The 16,184-nt window shown below is 63.7% G+C and carries 12 protein-coding genes; 3 read left to right on the plus strand and 9 right to left on the minus strand.

Annotated features, from left to right (window positions below; translation table 11 throughout):
• Window positions 1–31 precede the first annotated feature (31 nt).
• Window positions 32–745, minus strand: a complete 714-nt coding sequence (queC, locus tag VPH40_RS10460) for a 7-cyano-7-deazaguanine synthase QueC (protein ID WP_328573408.1) — start codon at window positions 743–745, stop codon at window positions 32–34.
• 221 nt (window positions 746–966) lie between these two features.
• Here queC and VPH40_RS10465 point away from each other — a divergent pair, with 221 nt between their 5' ends.
• Together VPH40_RS10465 and VPH40_RS10470 are read left to right on the plus strand one after the other, a co-directional pair.
• Window positions 967–2,892 carry an autotransporter assembly complex protein TamA gene (locus VPH40_RS10465; protein WP_328573409.1) on the plus strand — a complete coding sequence of 642 codons (1,926 nt, stop codon included), beginning with the start codon at window positions 967–969 and terminating at the stop codon, window positions 2,890–2,892.
• Entirely contained in the window at window positions 2,892–7,319 is a 4,428-nt protein-coding gene (locus tag VPH40_RS10470) for a translocation/assembly module TamB domain-containing protein (protein ID WP_328573410.1), read from the plus strand. Before VPH40_RS10465 ends, VPH40_RS10470 begins: the two co-directional genes overlap by 1 nt.
• A gap of 73 nt (window positions 7,320–7,392) precedes the next feature.
• Here the strand turns inward: VPH40_RS10470 and VPH40_RS10475 are convergent, their stop codons facing one another.
• Window positions 7,393–7,632 carry a hypothetical protein gene (locus VPH40_RS10475; RefSeq protein WP_099378551.1) on the minus strand — a complete coding sequence of 80 codons (240 nt, stop codon included), beginning with the start codon at window positions 7,630–7,632 and terminating at the stop codon, window positions 7,393–7,395.
• Window positions 7,633–7,656: 24 nt separating this feature from the next.
• On the minus strand, window positions 7,657–7,809 hold the full coding sequence (locus VPH40_RS10480) for a hypothetical protein (RefSeq protein ID WP_168208500.1): 153 nt from the start codon (window positions 7,807–7,809) through the stop codon (window positions 7,657–7,659).
• Window positions 7,810–8,032: 223 nt separating this feature from the next.
• On the opposite strand from VPH40_RS10480, the gene VPH40_RS10485 reads away from it, so the two are divergent.
• A complete protein-coding gene (locus tag VPH40_RS10485; protein ID WP_251349301.1) occupies window positions 8,033–8,551 on the plus strand; it encodes a hypothetical protein in 519 nt (172 codons plus the stop codon).
• Between the two features lie 9 nt (window positions 8,552–8,560).
• Here VPH40_RS10485 and VPH40_RS10490 read toward each other — a convergent pair whose 3' ends face one another.
• The 6 genes from VPH40_RS10490 to VPH40_RS10515 all read right to left on the minus strand — a co-directional run bounded on the left by VPH40_RS10490 (window position 8,561) and on the right by VPH40_RS10515 (window position 15,995).
• Window positions 8,561–9,370, minus strand: coding sequence for a hypothetical protein (locus VPH40_RS10490; protein WP_328573411.1), 810 nt, complete (start codon window positions 9,368–9,370; stop codon window positions 8,561–8,563).
• A gap of 88 nt (window positions 9,371–9,458) precedes the next feature.
• A complete protein-coding gene (locus tag VPH40_RS10495; RefSeq protein WP_328573412.1) occupies window positions 9,459–10,037 on the minus strand; it encodes a nucleotidyltransferase family protein in 579 nt (192 codons plus the stop codon).
• 4 nt (window positions 10,038–10,041) lie between these two features.
• On the minus strand, window positions 10,042–11,046 hold the full coding sequence (locus tag VPH40_RS10500; RefSeq protein ID WP_328573413.1) for a DUF4424 family protein: 1,005 nt from the start codon (window positions 11,044–11,046) through the stop codon (window positions 10,042–10,044).
• Window positions 11,046–13,877, minus strand: a complete 2,832-nt coding sequence (locus VPH40_RS10505; protein ID WP_328573414.1) for an ATP-binding protein — start codon at window positions 13,875–13,877, stop codon at window positions 11,046–11,048. The genes VPH40_RS10500 and VPH40_RS10505 overlap by 1 nt, the downstream gene beginning before the upstream one ends.
• An 8-nt stretch (window positions 13,878–13,885) precedes the next feature.
• Window positions 13,886–14,632 carry a hypothetical protein gene (locus VPH40_RS10510; RefSeq protein ID WP_077399077.1) on the minus strand — a complete coding sequence of 249 codons (747 nt, stop codon included), beginning with the start codon at window positions 14,630–14,632 and terminating at the stop codon, window positions 13,886–13,888.
• Entirely contained in the window at window positions 14,625–15,995 is a 1,371-nt protein-coding gene (locus tag VPH40_RS10515) for a hypothetical protein (RefSeq protein ID WP_251349306.1), read from the minus strand. The genes VPH40_RS10510 and VPH40_RS10515 overlap by 8 nt, the downstream gene beginning before the upstream one ends.
• Window positions 15,996–16,184 lie beyond the last annotated feature (189 nt).

Raw genomic sequence — 16,184 nt, forward strand, 5'->3', positions numbered from 1 at the left:
CGCCGCTTGAAGAAACGGCGCAACCTGTCTTTTACGTTGCTGCCTTGCGCGCCGCGTATTGCTGGTAGCCTTTCGCGCGCAGGGCGCAGGCGGGGCAAGTGCCGCAGCCATAGCCCCAGTCGTGCAGCTGGCCCCGCTCGCCCAGGTAGCACGTATGCGTGCCGCTGCGGATCAGGTCGACCAGCGGCTGGCCGCCCAGGTCTTCCGCCAGGTCCCAGCTTTGCGCCTTGTCCAGCCACATCAGCGGCGTTTCCAGCTTCAGGCGCGTATCCATGCCCAGGTTCAGGGCCACTTGCAGGGCCTTCATCGTGTCGTCGCGGCAATCCGGATAGCCGGAAAAATCCGTCTCGCACATGCCGCCGACCAGCACCGTCAAGCCGCGGCGGTAGGCCACGGTGGCGGCCACCGTCATGAACAGCAAGTTGCGTCCAGGAACAAATGTGTTCGGCAAGCCATTTTCCTGCATGACGATCTCGACGTTCTGCGTCATGGCCGTATCGGAAATGGCGGAAATCAGGGACAGGTCGATCATGTGATCCTGGCCCAGGCGGCTGTCCCACTCGGGCGATTGCCGGCGCATCTGTTCCAGCACGCCGGGACGCACGGTCAGTTCGATCGCATGGCGCTGTCCATAGTCAAAGCCGATGGTTTCCACGCGGCTATAGTGTTTCAAGGCCCAGGCCAGGCAGGTGGTGGAATCTTGTCCACCGCTAAAGAGCACCAGTGCGGAGTCCGTTGCTAGCATAATTTCTTTCTTTGAGTTTTATTCTGTCCAATAGTGCGCAGGGAAACGAGATTCCCCATGCAAAAAATACTTATTCGTCCGCCATCAGTTTACCTATTCCGGTAACATGCAGTCAGCATTTACTCATCTGGAGCACCATGTTTTCTGCACGACCCATACGGCATACGGTTGCCGGCAAGGCGATACGACCACGAATTTTGGCACAAGTAGTGACAAAAGCAATGGGTCAACTGACACTGGCGGCCGCCGGCAGTGTCATCTTGCTGTTCCCCATCGCCCAGGCCGCCGCGCAGGAAGGGGCGCAACAGAGCGCGCAAGACGCGCCCGCCGACAGCGCCGCCACGGAAGCGGCGCCCGCCCTGCTGCAGTACGAGGTCAAGGTCAATGCACCGGGCGACCTCGATGAGTTGCTCGAAAAAAACCTGGACCTGGAACGCTTCCGCGGCAACCCGCGCATGGACCGCGAGCAATTGCAGCGCCTCGTCCGTGATACGCCCGAGCAAGCCAGGAACCTCGTCGCCACAGCCGGCTACTATACGCCCGTCGTCACGGTGCGCGTCGATACGAGCGGCGCCAAGCCTGTCGTCATCGTCGACGTCGATCCGGGCGAGGCGGTCACCATCGACAAGGTCGAGCTGGAATTGCGCGGCTTCAACCCCACGCCGCCGCTGGCCGCCAGCGAGCCCTACGATACGGAAGCCCTGAAGCGCAGCTGGTCCCTGAAGACGGGCAGCGTGTTTCGCCAGGCCGACTGGGAATCGGCCAAGCGCGCCCTGCTGCGCGAAGTGGTGCAGACGCGTTACCCGCGCGCCCAGCTGGTCGACACGCAAGCCGTGGTCGACCCGGAAACGCATAAGGTCTCGCTGCTGGTAGTGCTCGACAGCGGCCCCGAGCTGCGCTTCGGCGAGCTGCGCATCGAAGGCTTGAAACGCTACGATCCCAGCATCATCCGCAACCTCGACAAGATACGCCCGGGCGAGTACTACAGCGAATCGGCGCTGCAATCGTTGCAGGCGCGCCTGCAGGACACGGGCTACTTTGCCAGCGTGGAAGTGAGCGCCGACATGAGCAGCATCCTCAGCGAGCAGATCGAGGCCGGCCAGGAAAGCCAGCAAGCCGAGGCCGAAGGTGCCAGCGCCGGGACCGGGGCCGCCGCCGAAGCCAAGCCCGTCAACCGCGGCCCCGCGCCGCTGCTGCCGCTGGTGGTGCGCGTCACGGAAAACAAGCAGCAGAACGTCAGCGCCGGTCTCGGTTTCAGTACGAACACGGGCAATCGCGCCCAGCTCAACTATGACAACCTGAACGTGTGGGGCACGCGCTTCAAGAGCGCGATCACCATGGAAACGAAGAAACAGGCGGCGCACGCCAATTTTTACTTTCCAACGACCGAGCGCGGCTACAACGACAGCGCGGGCGCCTCGTTCGAGCGCAGCGACATTTCCAACGAAATCACGGCCGTCACGACCATCTCGGCCAAGCGCAACTGGGGCGGCACCAACCTCGAGCGCAGCCTGACGTTCGAGTTCCTCAGCGAGGACAAGACGGTGGTCGGCCTGGAACAGACGCGCAGCAAGAGCTTGCCGCTGACCTATGCCATCACCAAGCGCAGCCTCGACAGCCTGCTATTCCCCACCAGGGGCTACGTCATCAACGCCCAGGTGGGCGGCGCCCTGCTGCCCGTGCTGACGGATGAACGCTTCGTGCGCGTGGCCGGCAAGGCCGTGTATTACCGTCCGCTCGGTGAAAAAGGCGAGCTGATCGTGCGCGGCGAAATGGGCGCGCTGGGTTCGAAGGAAAAACGCGGCGTGCCGGCCGTCTACCTGTTCCGCGCGGGCGGCGACCAGTCGGTGCGCGGCTATGGCTACCAGGAACTGGGCGTGAAGGAAGGCGACGCCACCATCGGCGGGCGCTACATGCTCACCGGCAGCGCCGAATACCAGTACTGGTTCAAGCCGAAGTGGGCCGTTGCCGCCTTCTATGACGCCGGCAACGCGGCCGATACCGTGAAGGCGGCCATGACGCCGAAATCGGGCTACGGCCTGGGCGGGCGCTACAAGAGCCCCGTCGGCCCCATCAATGTCGACGTGGCATATGGCCACGCCGTCCACGCCTACCGTTTGCACTTCTCTCTGGGATTCACTTTCTGATGTCCGATATTACTACCGAGTCCCCCAACGGCGCCGCGCCGCCACCGCCGGCGAAAAAGGCCCGCCGTTGGCCCCGCTATGTGGCGATCGCCGTCGCCAGCCTGGCCGTGCTGCTGGGCGCCGCCTTCTGGTTCCTGGGCCGCGAATCGACCCTGCAGATGCTGGTGCAAAAAGTGGCCAGCGCCAGCGGCGGCGAAATCGCCGTGTCGGGCGTGTCCGGCTCGCTGTACAACCGCATGCACCTGGGCCACGTCAGCTACCGCAGCAAGACGCAGCACATCACGGCCGAGAACATCGACATCAACTGGTCGCCGTTCCAGTTCTTCTCGGAAGGCATCGCGATCAGCGAACTGCACGTGGCCAGCCTGTCCGTGGAAAGCACGGCGCCCTCCGAGGAACCGTCGACGATGCCCGCCAGCCTGGCTTCGCCATTCAAGATCGGCATTGCCGACGCGCGCCTGGACAAGGTGACCTTGGTGAGTCCGGGCGGCAACACGGTGTTTGAAAAGATCCATTTCACCTTGTCGGGCGACAAGACGCAATGGCAGCTGGAAGACGCCTCGGCCCTCACGCCCTTCGGCCAGGCCACGGCCAGCGCGACGATTGCCGCCACGCAACCGTTCAAGCTATCTGGCAAAGCCGGCTTGACGCAGATCAACCCCGCCGCCGGCGAAAAACCGGCCGCCCTGGCCCTGCAACTGGGCGGCGACCTGAATGTGCTGAACGTGACGGCCAAGGGCAGCGCGGGCGCGGCCACGGCCGACGCCCAATTGGCGCTGGCGCCGTTCGACCCCGTCATCATCCTGCGCTCGGCCAGCATCAAAGGCCGCAACATCAATCCGGGCAAGTTTGACGCGACCTTGCCGCAGGCGGACCTGAGCCTGGAACTCGACGCCGCCATCGATACGCGCCCAAGCGCGCAAACCGTCTCGGGCAAGCTGGCCATCCTCAACCACGCGACACCGGGCCCCATCGACCAGCAAAAGCTGCCGCTGCGCCAGTTCGAGGCGAGATTGGGCGGCACCCTGACGGCCACCACCCTGGAGTCGGCCCTCATCGATTTCGGCACCGCAGGCAAATTCACGGGCAGCGGCAAGCTGAACCGCGACGCGGCCGATGCCCCCATCGGCAATGCGCAGCTGACCTTGCACACAGACAAGATCGACTTGCAGCACATTTACAGCAGCATCAACAGTACGAAGATCGTCGGCGATATCGTGCTCGACAGCGACGGCAAGACGCAAACCCTGCGCGCCAAGCTGGGCGAAGCCAAGCTGCGCCTGGACGTGGAAGCCACCCTCGCCGATTCTCTCGTGCAATTGCGCAAGGCGACCTTGCAAGCGGGCAAAAGCAGCGTCAACGCGACGGGCCAGATCAGCCTGAAGGATGAGCAACCGTTCAAGGCCGTGGCCAGCACCAGCCGTCTCAATCCCGCCGACTTCGGCGCCTTCCCCGTGGCCGACCTGAACCTCGACGTGCGCGCCAACGGCCACGTGGCGCCGCAATGGCTGGCGAATGCGGACTTCACCGTGCGCCCCAGCAAGCTGCTCGACCAACCCCTGTCCGGCAAGGGCAAGCTGACGGCCGATGCGGCCCATTTCAGCGGCATCGACGTGCAATTGGCGCTGGGCAAGAACAACGTGACGGCCAAGGGCAACTTTGGCGGCGCCAGCGAAAAACTCAACTGGAATGTCGATGCGCGGCAACTGTCCGCCCTGAAGTCCGACTTGCTGGGCAGCGTGCTGGCCAGCGGCGTGGTGCAAGGCACCATGCAGCAGCCGCGCACGACGTTTGTTGCCGATGCGAAAGGGCTTGGCTTGACCAGCGGCAAGCGTCCCGCGCCGGACAGCGCCATCCATGCCAGCGGCGACGTGGGCTTGACGGGGCCGAAGCAGGCAGCGGAACTGAAAGTGACGGGTTCCTTGCAAAAGATCAACCCGGCCGCGTTTGGTGCTGCACTGCCCAACGGCAACGTCAACGCGGATTTCAACGGCAGCGGCCGCCTGAGCGGCGACTGGCAAGTGGCCCTCAACCTGGCCCTGCGCGAATCGACCTTGCAAAATGCCCCGCTGGCCGGCTATGCCAAGCTGTCGGCCAATGCGAAACGGGTCGACAGCGTGGATACGGAACTGCGCCTGGGGCCGAACAGCCTGCTGGCCAAGGGCGCGCTGGGGGGCGCCACGGACAAGCTGACGTGGAAACTTGATGCGCCGCAACTGTCGACCCTGGGCCCCCGCTTTGCCGGCGTGCTGCAAGCGTCCGGTTCCGTCAGCGGCAAGATGGACGCGCCGGCCGCGCAGCTGACGCTCGATGGCAGGGATTTGACCTTCTTTGGCGACCAGCAATTGAAATCCATCAAGGGCAGCGCCAGCGTGGGCGCCGGCCAGGGCGCGCTCGACCCCATGGTCAGCAGCCTGGACATTACAGGCTACAGCACGCCCACCTTCAAGCTGGGCAGCGCCCGCCTGGCCACGACGGGCACGCGCGGCAGCCATACCGTGAGCCTGGCGGCGCGCAACGACGATTTCGATGCCACCGTGCAAATCCGCGGCAGCCAGAGCGGCGCCAGCTGGACGGGCACGATCGACAGCCTGCAAAACAAGGGCCGCTATGCGCTCGTGCTGCAAGCGCCCGTGCCCGTGAAAGTGGCGGGCCCTGCCGGCAGCGGCGTGGCGGGCCTGGGCCAGCCGGAGCAGATCAGCGTGGGCAACACCGCCATCAAATTGCCTGCGGGCAGCATCACCATGCAAAGCCTGGTCAAGAACGGCCCCCGCTGGACCAGTTCCGGCCAGGCGGCCGGCGTGGCGCTGACGTATCTGGCGCAAGTGATTCCCTCGCTGCAAGCCAATGCGCGCAGCGACCTGACCCTGGGCGCGCAATGGTCGCTCGACATGCAGGTGCCGACGGCGCAGCAGAAAGATCCCTCCCTGGCGGGCATGCTGCACATCTACCGCGAAAAAGGCGACGTAACGGTGGGCGTGGAGCAGCCGCTGGCGCTGGGTTTGCGCACCCTCGACGCCCGCGTGGATGTTGCCAACCAGCAGCTGCGCCTGGCCGTGAAACTCGACGGCGCACGCGCGGGGCAGAGCGATATCAATGCCACCGTGCAAATGCTGGGCGGACGCATCAGCAACGACAGCGCCCTCTCCCTGACGGGCACGACCAGCATCGATACACTGGCCTGGCTGGCGCCGCTGACGGGCCAGCCGGGCCTGGAACTGGGCGGCGCCCTGAAAGTGGCGCTGTCCGGCAGCGGCACCATCGGCGCGCCGCAATTGAATGGCGACATCAACGGCAGCAAGCTGCTGGTGAACTGGGCCGACCAGGGCTTGAAATTGCGCAATGGTGTGCTGCAAGCCAAGCTGGCCGGCGATCAATTGCAATTGCAGCGCCTGAGCTTTGACGGCGGCGATGGCAAGGTGCAGGCAGACGGCTGGGTACGCTTTGCGAATGGCGAAGCGAGCCTGGAACTGAAATTGATGGCCGACCGCCTGCAGGCGCTGTCGCGCCCCGACCGCACCTTGATCCTGTCGGGCAACAGCACCCTGGTGCGCAACGACAAGCGCTTCAGCTTCGAGGGCAAGTTCAAGGCCAACCGCGCGCTGATCGAACTGGCGCCGCAGGATACCCCCACGCAAAGCAGCGACGTGGTGGTGCTGGGCAAGGAAGTCAAGGGCAGCAAGGAAGCACCATCCTTGCCATTGAATATCGACCTCGAGTTTGACCTGGGCAATGCCTTCCACCTGCGCGGCATGGGCATCGATGCGGACCTGGCGGGCAATGTGCGCGCCAGGGTCATCAACCGCGCCGCGCCGCGCGTGACGGGCAGCATCAAGGTTGTCACAGGTCAATACGCCGCCTACGGACAAAAGCTGTCGATCGAACGGGGCTTGATCGCCTTCACGGGCGCCTACGACAACCCGTCGCTGAACATCCTGGCCGTGCGCAAGCGTCCCGAAGGCGAAGCCTTGTCGGAAACGAATGTGGAAGCGGGCGTGGAAGTGCGCGGCACGGCGCAGGCGCCGACAGCCAAGCTGGTGTCTACCCCGAGCGTATCGGACAGCGACAAGCTGGCCTGGCTGATCCTGGGCCACGGCGCGGAAACGGCGGCCGGCGATGAAATGGCCTTGCTGACGACGGCCGCAGGGGCCCTCTTCGGCGGCTCCGGCGGCGGCTTGCAGGGCAAGCTGGCCAATTCGCTGGGACTCGACGAAGTGGGCCTGTCGCAGGCGCAAGGACTGGAAAGCACGGTCGTCACCGTCGGCAAGCGCCTGTCCTCGCGCGCCTACCTGACGTTCGAGCAAGGCACGAGCACGGCGACGAGCCTGGTCAAGCTGCGTTACAAGCTGAACCGCCGCATCACCCTGCAATTCCAGACCGGCACGAACAATGCCCTGGACGTGTTGTACACGTGGGCGTTCGACTAATCAGACGTTGAAGTGCAAGAAACAACAAAGGGCGCCTCGGCGCCCTTTTCTTTGATCTGCCGCAAAGGCAAACTTACTCGGCCACGTCGAGACCCCGCTCGATCATGCCTTCGACGTACGCGCGCAGGTATTGTTCCAGCGCAGGGCCGGACAGCACGTTGGCCGTCAGCGCGCCATGGGGCGAGCCTTTCAGCACGCCGTCGTGGTACACGCGCGCAATCCAGGCCACGTCCGTGCCCTGGGTGTAATCGAGTTCATAGTCGAACGATTCTCCGCTGACTTTGCGTGTGTAGACTTCCTTGACAATTGCCATCTAAAACAGCCTTTCTTGACGAGATTAACTGGGATGCGGGTGCGGCACGGGATCGTCCTGCGGCACCGGGTGCACGGGCCCCGGATGGTGCCCGGGCGCTTCTTGCGGCTCCGGCGCCGGCATGGGTTCATCGACGGGCGCCGGGTCGGGCGCGCGGTGGGCATGGATGACGGACATGGCTGGCCTCCCGGTGGACAAAAGAAGACCATACCACGAGATGCCCGCCGCCTGTCCATGTTTGCCTGCCGGCCTGACGTCCGCGGCCGGCGGCACGGCGTGACAAGGCATAGTGCTTGCATGCCATATAAATGTCAACATGCAACTTTTACCGTTTGACAAGCATCGCCGCCCGTCCCCATCTGGCTTACAATCGCTGTTTTACCCGTACCCGATTGCATACATGGAAACCACCACCCTCGCCCTGCTGTTACTGGTCCCGCTGCTGGTCTGGCGCATCTACTCGCGCCTGAAGAAACTGGTGGCGCGCCAGAAGTCGCAGCTGTGGCGGCACTGGACGGTGGCGATCGCCTTCCCCGCGCTGCTGCTGTTCCTGGCGACGACGACGAAGTTCGACGTCCTGCCCCTGTCCAGCCTGGGCGCGGCCGCGCTGGCCGGCGGCTGGCTGGGCGTGCTGGGCTTGAAGCTGACGCGCTTCGAACAGGTCGGCAAGGATTTTTTCTTTACCCAGCACCGCTACCTGGGCCTGGCCATCACCATGCTGTTCATCGCCCGCCTGCTGTACCGTGGCATGGAAATCTACCTGAACTCGCGCCTCGACGTGCCCGTGCCGCCGCCACCGTTCGGCCAGAGCGCGCTGACGATGGCCGCCTACGGCCTCGTCATCGGCTACTACGCCGTGTATGCGTGGGGCCTGGTGCGCTGGCGCCAGCGCAACCAACCGCTGCAGGCGCCCGAATAAGTCATCCCGTCAGTAGTACTGGCACAGGCCTTCGCAAGTCGTCACCGACAGCGCCTGGCGTATCGTCGCCAGCGCCGGCGCCAGGGCGGGATCGAGGTCCTTGTCCGCATCAGCCAGGCTGCCCAGCAAACGCTCGCGCAACGGCGGCGCCATCAGCGCGACGTTCGGCGTTGCGTACTGCGCCGCCGCTTCCAGCATGCGCTTCTTTTGCGCCACGGTCCAGAACGGCACTTGCACGAACTGCACCACGCCGACATACAGGGTGGTCGAGCCCTTGCTGAAGGCGCGCGCGCGCATGCGCTCCGTACCGCTCACTACCTGCAGCGACTGGCTACTGAATTCCTGCTCCATCAAGCCAATCAAGTGCGCATGGCAATGCATGCCAAAGGCAAAAAAAGTACTCATTTCATCGCCATAATTGGCCAGGTTCTCCGTTACCTGGTCATTGCGCGCCTGCTGCAACTCGGCGCCGGACAGCGGCAGCGGCCGCTCGCTGCCAAACGTGTAATACGCCTTGCCGATGTTGGTTGCCCGTTCGCACAGAGCCACGCTCGGGTTGATGTCCTGCAACGCCGCAACGGGCGCCCGGAACAGGCCCGGCGCGTCGGTAATCCGGGCAATCAACGCTGCCACTTCAGGGTCGCCGAGGCGCGGCAAGCCGCTTTGCAGCGTGGCCTTGGCCATCAGCGCTTCCAGGCGCGCGCTGGCTTGCTGGAAATCGGTATAGCTGTCGGCCCAGGCGGCGGGCGCCACGAGGGCAGAGGAAAGGCAGAACAGGCGGCCGAGGCGGCGCAACGGCATGGAAATCGACAGGGACATGGGATCAGGAAAACACTATTGGAAAATTGGCAATTATAGGCAATCTGTATCCACAGTGCATTTAATTATGTTTTAAACCACGTTTTACCTAGGTGATGATGGTGACGCGCGGCCAGCGCGCCGCATAATCCTTGCTGGCCAGGCGCTGCGCATAGCCGTCCAGGCTGATGCGCGCCGGGTTGCGCCGCACCACCATATCGAACAGGTCATCGAGACCATGCGGCGCGATGATGCCGATCCCGCCGTCAGGCTGCAGCGAGATGCCGACCGAGGTGGCAAACTCGGGCCAGGTGGCGATGGCGTCTTCCAGCGACCGCAAGGGCGGCACGGCATAGCCGAACGCGTCTTCGAACCACAGGTGCACCCGCGCCTGGTTGCAGACCTCCCACGGCACGCCGGGCAGCACGGTTTCCAGGCGCTGGCGCAGTTTCTCCTCGCTTTCCGGATGCACATCGCGCGCATCGAAATACGCCACGTCGACGTCGCTCAAGGCCGACGCTTGCGCGTGGCCATGCAAGGCATCCCACACGAGGTTGCGCACGGCGCCGGCGCCGATGCAGCAGTGTGGCAAGCCCAGCTGCGCCACAGCGTGCAGGACTTGCATGCACCACGGCGTGGCGCCGGCGATGGCGCGCAAGCGCGCCGCCAGTGCTTCCTGCCTGCTCATGCAGCTAGGGGCGGATCTGCGGCGCCACGCCGTCGTGGCTAACCGTGCCTTCGACATTGCCGAAGTACACATCCAGGTCTTGCTTCGGATGGAAGTTGCGCAACTTGACTTGCAAGGTGGTGGGATTGATTTTGGTAAACGTGCCGGGGAAACACAGGCTGACCAGCTCGTCCGACTTGCCCTTGATCAAGTTCAAGGTAAAGTCTTCGATGCCATTCTTCCAGGTATTGCCGGTGGTCAAAATGTACGACACCCACACGGCATTGACAAAGCCGCTTTCACCCTGCTGGGCCGCTAGGCGGTTCCACGTCTTGTAGAAGGCCTTGTCGCCGCAGTATTTCTTTTCAAATGTATTGCCATCGCCCAGGTAGGACGCGCCCGGACCGGCCGCAACGAACGGCGCATATTGATGGCGCACGCGCACGACTTTGCCGGCAGGGAATTTCTGCTGCCACAGGTAGATGACTTTCACGGTCCAGGCCGGTACCCATTCCTCGTCGTACAGCTGGGCCAGCAAGCCTTCGCGGATCATGATCTTGCTCTGCGCGGCCGTCAGCGGCGCCACTTTCTTGTCGAACGGCGTGTGCGAGGGGAAATACGCAATTTGCGCATCGGACAAGCCCAGCTGGCGCAAGCGGGCCGTCACGTCCTCTGCGTCGAGCTTCGCGACGAAGGTGGTTTTATAGTCCTTGCGCTTGCCGTCAACGTCGACGGTAAACTGCTGCGGCTGGCCATAATACGTGGGCGAGCCGTGGTAGCCGGAAGCGTATTCGGGCAGCGGGAAGAAGATCGTCTCTTCCACATCCGTTTTCGACTCATTGAGGAACTCGTATTCGACCTTGATCAATTCCGCGCTCACGCTGAGCACTTCCTTTTTCATGGCCACGGCATCCGTCTTGCCGAACAGGATGCCGCCCGCGCTCACGGAGCCGATGCCGTCGTTGGCCATGGCGGGCGCCGAACACGCCAGCGCCAGCGCGGCAGATGCCAGCAAGGTGCGCACCAGCATCACGCCACCTTGCCCGAGACGGGATCGACCCGGCGCTGCAGCACGAAAATCGGTTGCGCCCATTGGGTATCCTTTTTCTTCTTGCTCGTAATCAAGGTCAGTTCCGATGGATCGTAGACATCCGTGTTGTGCGTCAACGGCGTCGTCATCAGGTATTGCGCTTCCGTGTTCTTCAGGAATTCGCCAACCAATTGAATGTTGCGGATATCGAGGTGGGCAAACGGTTCGTCGATGAAGACGAAGCCGCCGGAACCGTCTTCCGATTTCAGCAAGCCGATCAAGAGCACCAGCGATTTCATCACTTGCTGGCCGCCCGACGCTTCGCCATCGTTCATGCCGATGACGCCCTTGCCGTCGAACTTGAAGCGCACGTGCAAGCCCGCCTGCGACAGCTGCACGTCGTCGTTTTCCAGGCGCACGGGGTCGGCATGCACTTCGATGCCGGCCAGTTCGCCCAGCTCCTTGATATTCTTGCTGTAGGTCTTGATGGTGTAGCGCAAGCGCTCCATGTAGGCGCCACGCGCATTGCCCGTCGCTTCGATGGCGCGGTTGTTCTGGTAGCGGCGCTCGTCCGTTTCCGACTGGCGGCCATGCAACTGGTCCGACAGGCGGTGGTGCTGGTCGATGACGGTGGCGTCGAGTTCCCAGTCGTCGCGCGCCAGGCTGTTTTGCAGGCTGGCCACGCGCAAGTCGACCTGGTGCGCATTCTGGTGCTCGGCCACGAGGGCCGCGCGGCGTGCGGGACGGCGCCAGCTTTTCGGCAAGTGGCGCCACGCATGGCGCAGGGCCAGCAAGGCGCGCGCATGCTCGGCGCGCTGTTCAATTTGTTTCTTGTAGCCCAGGCGCGAGCCCGCTTCCGCCTCGGACAGGGCCAGGCGCGCGTTTTGCCACACGGTATCGGCACGCGTGCGCGCCACGGTGGCGTTCTTCGTCAGGTTTTGCAGCTCGCCCAGGCGGCCGCCCACTTCCAGGCGCTCTTCCTTGAGCGGCTTCGAATTGCGCAGCGCTTCGGCGAACTCTTCCTGGCGGGCGCTGAGTTCCTTGGCCGCGTCGACGCCGGCGATGCGCGCTTTCAAGGCGCCCACTTCGGCCGCCAGCTTCGAAATCGCCAGGGTCAGGGTGTCTTCCTGTCCTTCCAGGCCCGGCAGCGAGCGCAGCAGCGCTTCCAGGCGGCCGCTGCGGCCAGCCTGGCCGAAGCGGTAGCGCGACGCTTCCACGAACAGCGAGCGCCCGCCGCGGCGTTCGCGGTGGTAGGCCTCGGGCGTGATCCACTCTTCGTGGTTGCCCAGTTTGAAGCCTGCTTCGACGGAATCGACGCGCGCAATGCGCGACAGCTGCTCGATCAGCCAGCTGGGCACGGGCGCGGAAAATTTCACCACGGCCAGCAGGCTCTCGTCTTTCGCGACAGGCGCCGTGACCAGGTCGGGCACGATGAAGTGGCGATAGCGCTCCTTCTCGGCCAGACGATAGGCGGCCGCCGCATCCTTGGCCTTGTCCAGCAGCACCACCGAAGCGTAACCGCCCAGCACGCCTTCGACGGCGCCCTGCCAGCGGCTGTCCGTCACTTCGACGATGTCCGACAGCATCGCGTGGCCAATGCCCGCATCGCGCAGCGCGCGGCGCATGCCGCGCACATTGTCCGGCTCCGGCATGGCCGTCTTGCCTTGCAGCGCGGCAATAGTTGCCTGTTCGCCCGCGATGCGCGCGGACAAGGCGTCGCGCTGTTGGCGCTGGCGCAGCAATTCCGCTTCCTTCTGTTCCAGCTGGGCCGCCACTTCGGCGATGTCGCTGCCCGAGTCGGCCGCCAGCTTGTGCAAACGGTCTTTCTGCTCCAGCAGGCTGTCCAGCGGTTTGAGCTTGCTATTGATCAAGGACAAACGGCTCTGCAAGCCGATCGATTCCTGTTCCAGCAAGGTTTCGTTCATTTGCGCGTCGGACAGAGCCTTCGCCTGCGATGCCAGCGCGTTGCGTTTATCGGTCAGCTGCTGGTCCGCCTGCGCCATCGGTTTGCGCGCATCGCGCAATTGCCGGCTGGCCGTGGCCGCTTTTTCGCGCGCCTCGTGGTATTGCAGGCTGGGCAGCACTTCTTCCAGCAGGTTGCGGCGCTCTTTGTGCAGCCCTTCCCACTGGTGGTAATTGGCCACGCGCAGGCGCAAGCCTTCCAGGTTGGTCTTCGACGCTTCCAGTTCCGTCTCGAAACGTTTCAGTTCCACTTCCGTGTCGCGCTGGTGGCGCTTGGCTTCGTCGTAGGCGTCCAGCACCTCCTTGTCGCCAAACACCTGGAACACCAGGTCGAGCAGCTGGCGCGGCGCATATTCGCACAATTTGTCCGTCTCGCCCTGCTCCAGCGCCAGCACTTTCGACATGGCGGGCGACAGGCCCGCATTGGCCAGGCGCTTGCGGTAGTTTTCCACGCCGAGCCAGTCGTTGGCGTCCGTGATGTCCTCGATCTGCACATTGCCTGGACGCATCAGATACTGGCGCTTCCAGTCGCCGCCGTTCTTCTGGATCTGGCAAAACAGGGTCACTTCATCATCGCTGAAGAAGCCGGAGCTGCGGAACGGGCGGTTCGACAGCTGCTTGCCCACGTTCTTGTTGTCGACCACGGCGCGCAGCCAGGCCGTCTGCTGGCCCGAGTGGCGCGCATAGTGTTTATAGGTGCGCCCCATCGAGCAATCGAGGCCGAACAGGGTGCGCAAGGCGTCGAGCAAGGTGGTCTTGCCCGAGCCGTTCTGCCCCGCGATGGTGATGATCTTCGCGTCGAGCGGAATATTCTTGATGCGCTGCCAGTAATCCCAGTGCACCAGTTCAAGTGATTTGATATGAAACATGGGCGCTTTCAGTGAGGGAGGTCGGACGCGGGCTCATCGCCGTCGTCGGGCAGGTCGCCGATGTCGGCGGACAAGTCGTCCGCCAGGTCGGCGTCGGGCAATGTATCGCCGCTGACGGCCACCAGGCGCGCCGGCGCCCGCTTGAACACGTCAGCCAGGGCGCCGTTGATGATGCGCTCTTTCAAGACGTCCGTGTCCATCATCAGGTCCAGCAGCGGGCCTTCCAGGATGAAATCGCCGCGCCGCTCGATGAAGCCCAGCTTGGCCAGCGTGCCCAGGTTCATGTCCATGCGCGTCTTCTTGCCCAGCTTGTCGCCGAAGTCCGACAGCAGCGCCTTGTAAGAAATGCCGATCGACGCATCTTCCGCGCGCGGCAACGGTTTTTCCGTGCCAAACATGTCGTTCTGGTCATCGTCCGCGTGCTGGTGCGTTTCCTGGCGTTCACGCTTGGGCAGGATAATCTGCGCCCACAGCACCACCAGCAAGGCCACGCCATCGCGCGCCAGGCCGAAGTTGTTGTTTTGCCACACGTCGCGCGCGCCGAAAATCTTCGGCTCGATGGTGCGCGTCAGTGCCAGGGTGACATGGTCGGCGTACACGTTGTCAAGCAGTTTCAAGCCGCAGGCCAGCAGGCGCGCATCGATCTCGGCGCGGAACAGCTCGTCGGACAGCACGCGCTTGACGAGCTTGTCGTCGCGGCGCAGGGTTTGATGCGTGAGCAGGCGCGCAATCAGGATTTGGGAATCGTCATTCATCAAAGGTGGCGCCATCTAAATCAAGTGAAACATTCAGTGAAAGCGAGGCGATCGACATGGCCGCCACGTGGGGGTCGGTCAGTTGGACCATCTCGTCGGTCGGTGTAAAGGTAATCGGCAAACGGGCCAGTTCGGCCGTGGATCCCTGCAAGCTCGCTTCGGAGACGTCGCCCAGCAGCGGCAGCATGGAGGCGCGGTACGAGGCCACGGCAAAGCTGGCCGGCAGCAGGGAATCCTGCACGGGCACCGATTTCGGCCCTTCTTCGCCGATGCTGGGGAAATTGCCCAGGCTGGCGAAGTTCGACAGGCGTTCGAGCAAGTCATCGAGTTCGAGTTGCATGGCGGGACCGTCGCTGATGGTGGTGGGCGCGTCCTCTCCGCTGGGCAGGCCCGTGTTGATGACACCCGCCGCCCGTTCGGACAGCAGTTCCGTTTCGGCCACATCGATCATCTCGGCCGGCGTGGAGAACAGGGGCACGACAGGCTGGTCGATGGCGCCCTCGGCCAGGCTGGCCAGGTCGTCATGCAGCAAGAGCCAGCGCTTGATGTCCGTGGTCGACAAGCCCGACTGGCCCAGGTGGACCCGCTGGCGCTCGATCTGGTTCAGGGCGCGCGAAAACATGCCTTGCATGTTCAGCAATTTACTTTGCGCGCGGCCGATCGCCTGCGCCGCCTTGTGCGTGGCGCTGTCCGCGTTTTCATCGGAGGTGATGGCCACGAGGATCTCGGAACCCTTCTCGACCCAGTCGCACGCCATGTTCCACTTCGCTTGCGCCGTGCGCAGGCGGAATTCGGAACCGGAGGCAATCGCGTCGGAGAATTCTTCCGTCAAGTCCACCAGGCGGCCCAGCAAATGCTGCAATTGCTCGACCGACACGCCACCGACGGCTTGCGCGCCCGCCACCTGCGACAGCAGGAAACCCATTTCCGCTTCATCTTCCGTCTGCCCCAGGCCCAGCAAGCTGTCGATGGCGGACAGCACATTGCGCGCCATCGGGGTCACGCGGTACACGCCCTGCTGCGCATCCCAGGCCAGCAACTGGTTCGAGCGCAGGCGCAGCAAGACCGTTTCCAGACTTTCCGGCAACAGATACGCAAGTTTCGTATTGATATCGGCACGCGTATAGGCGGACGTGGCCGCATCGGACGCGAGCTCGCGCAACACCAGCAGACGCACCAGCACGCCATCGAAACCGCCGTGGAACAGGGCCGTAAACACTTGCAGCAGGGGCTGCGCCCGCTTCAAGTGAAAAACTTGCTCAATTTCATCGGCCGAAATATTGGGCTGGAAATGCGCCTGCAAGGAATCGTGATGCTCTTGCTCTGTCTGATTTGCATCCGTAGCCACGGCTGCACTTGCCATTATATCAATCATTCTTTTCCGGATGAGTGTTCAGCGGGCGGCGCTGCGGGCTAACGCGGCGCTGCGGGGCGGGGGCGTCAGTATATCAGTTCTGACATGCAATTTAGCGCATGGGAGGGGGCGGTGCGGACATGGCGCAACACGGCCGGTGCGCCGTGTCGGGCCAGGACGATGAAATGGGGGGCCAAA

Origin of the sequence: Janthinobacterium sp. P210005 (assembly GCF_036231865.1) — a bacterium.
Classification (GTDB): Bacteria; Pseudomonadota; Gammaproteobacteria; order Burkholderiales; family Burkholderiaceae_D; genus Janthinobacterium; species Janthinobacterium kumbetense.

Bases quoted from the DNA above. Each gene is read 5' to 3' on its own strand.
- VPH40_RS10475 (WP_099378551.1), bottom strand. From the start codon at position 7,632: ATGGCAATTGTCAAGGAAGTCTACACACGCAAAGTCAGCGGAGAATCG.
- VPH40_RS10480 (WP_168208500.1), bottom strand. From the start codon at position 7,809: ATGTCCGTCATCCATGCCCACCGCGCGCCCGACCCGGCGCCCGTCGAT.
- VPH40_RS10515 (WP_251349306.1), bottom strand. From the start codon at position 15,995: ATGGCAAGTGCAGCCGTGGCTACGGATGCAAATCAGACAGAGCAAGAG.
- VPH40_RS10465 (WP_328573409.1), top strand. From the start codon at position 967: ATGGGTCAACTGACACTGGCGGCCGCCGGCAGTGTCATCTTGCTGTTC.
- queC (WP_328573408.1), bottom strand. From the start codon at position 745: ATGCTAGCAACGGACTCCGCACTGGTGCTCTTTAGCGGTGGACAAGAT.
- VPH40_RS10510 (WP_077399077.1), bottom strand. From the start codon at position 14,632: ATGAATGACGATTCCCAAATCCTGATTGCGCGCCTGCTCACGCATCAA.
- VPH40_RS10470 (WP_328573410.1), top strand. From the start codon at position 2,892: ATGTCCGATATTACTACCGAGTCCCCCAACGGCGCCGCGCCGCCACCG.
- VPH40_RS10505 (WP_328573414.1), bottom strand. From the start codon at position 13,877: ATGTTTCATATCAAATCACTTGAACTGGTGCACTGGGATTACTGGCAG.
- VPH40_RS10485 (WP_251349301.1), top strand. From the start codon at position 8,033: ATGGAAACCACCACCCTCGCCCTGCTGTTACTGGTCCCGCTGCTGGTC.
- VPH40_RS10490 (WP_328573411.1), bottom strand. From the start codon at position 9,370: ATGTCCCTGTCGATTTCCATGCCGTTGCGCCGCCTCGGCCGCCTGTTC.
- VPH40_RS10495 (WP_328573412.1), bottom strand. From the start codon at position 10,037: ATGAGCAGGCAGGAAGCACTGGCGGCGCGCTTGCGCGCCATCGCCGGC.
- VPH40_RS10500 (WP_328573413.1), bottom strand. From the start codon at position 11,046: ATGCTGGTGCGCACCTTGCTGGCATCTGCCGCGCTGGCGCTGGCGTGT.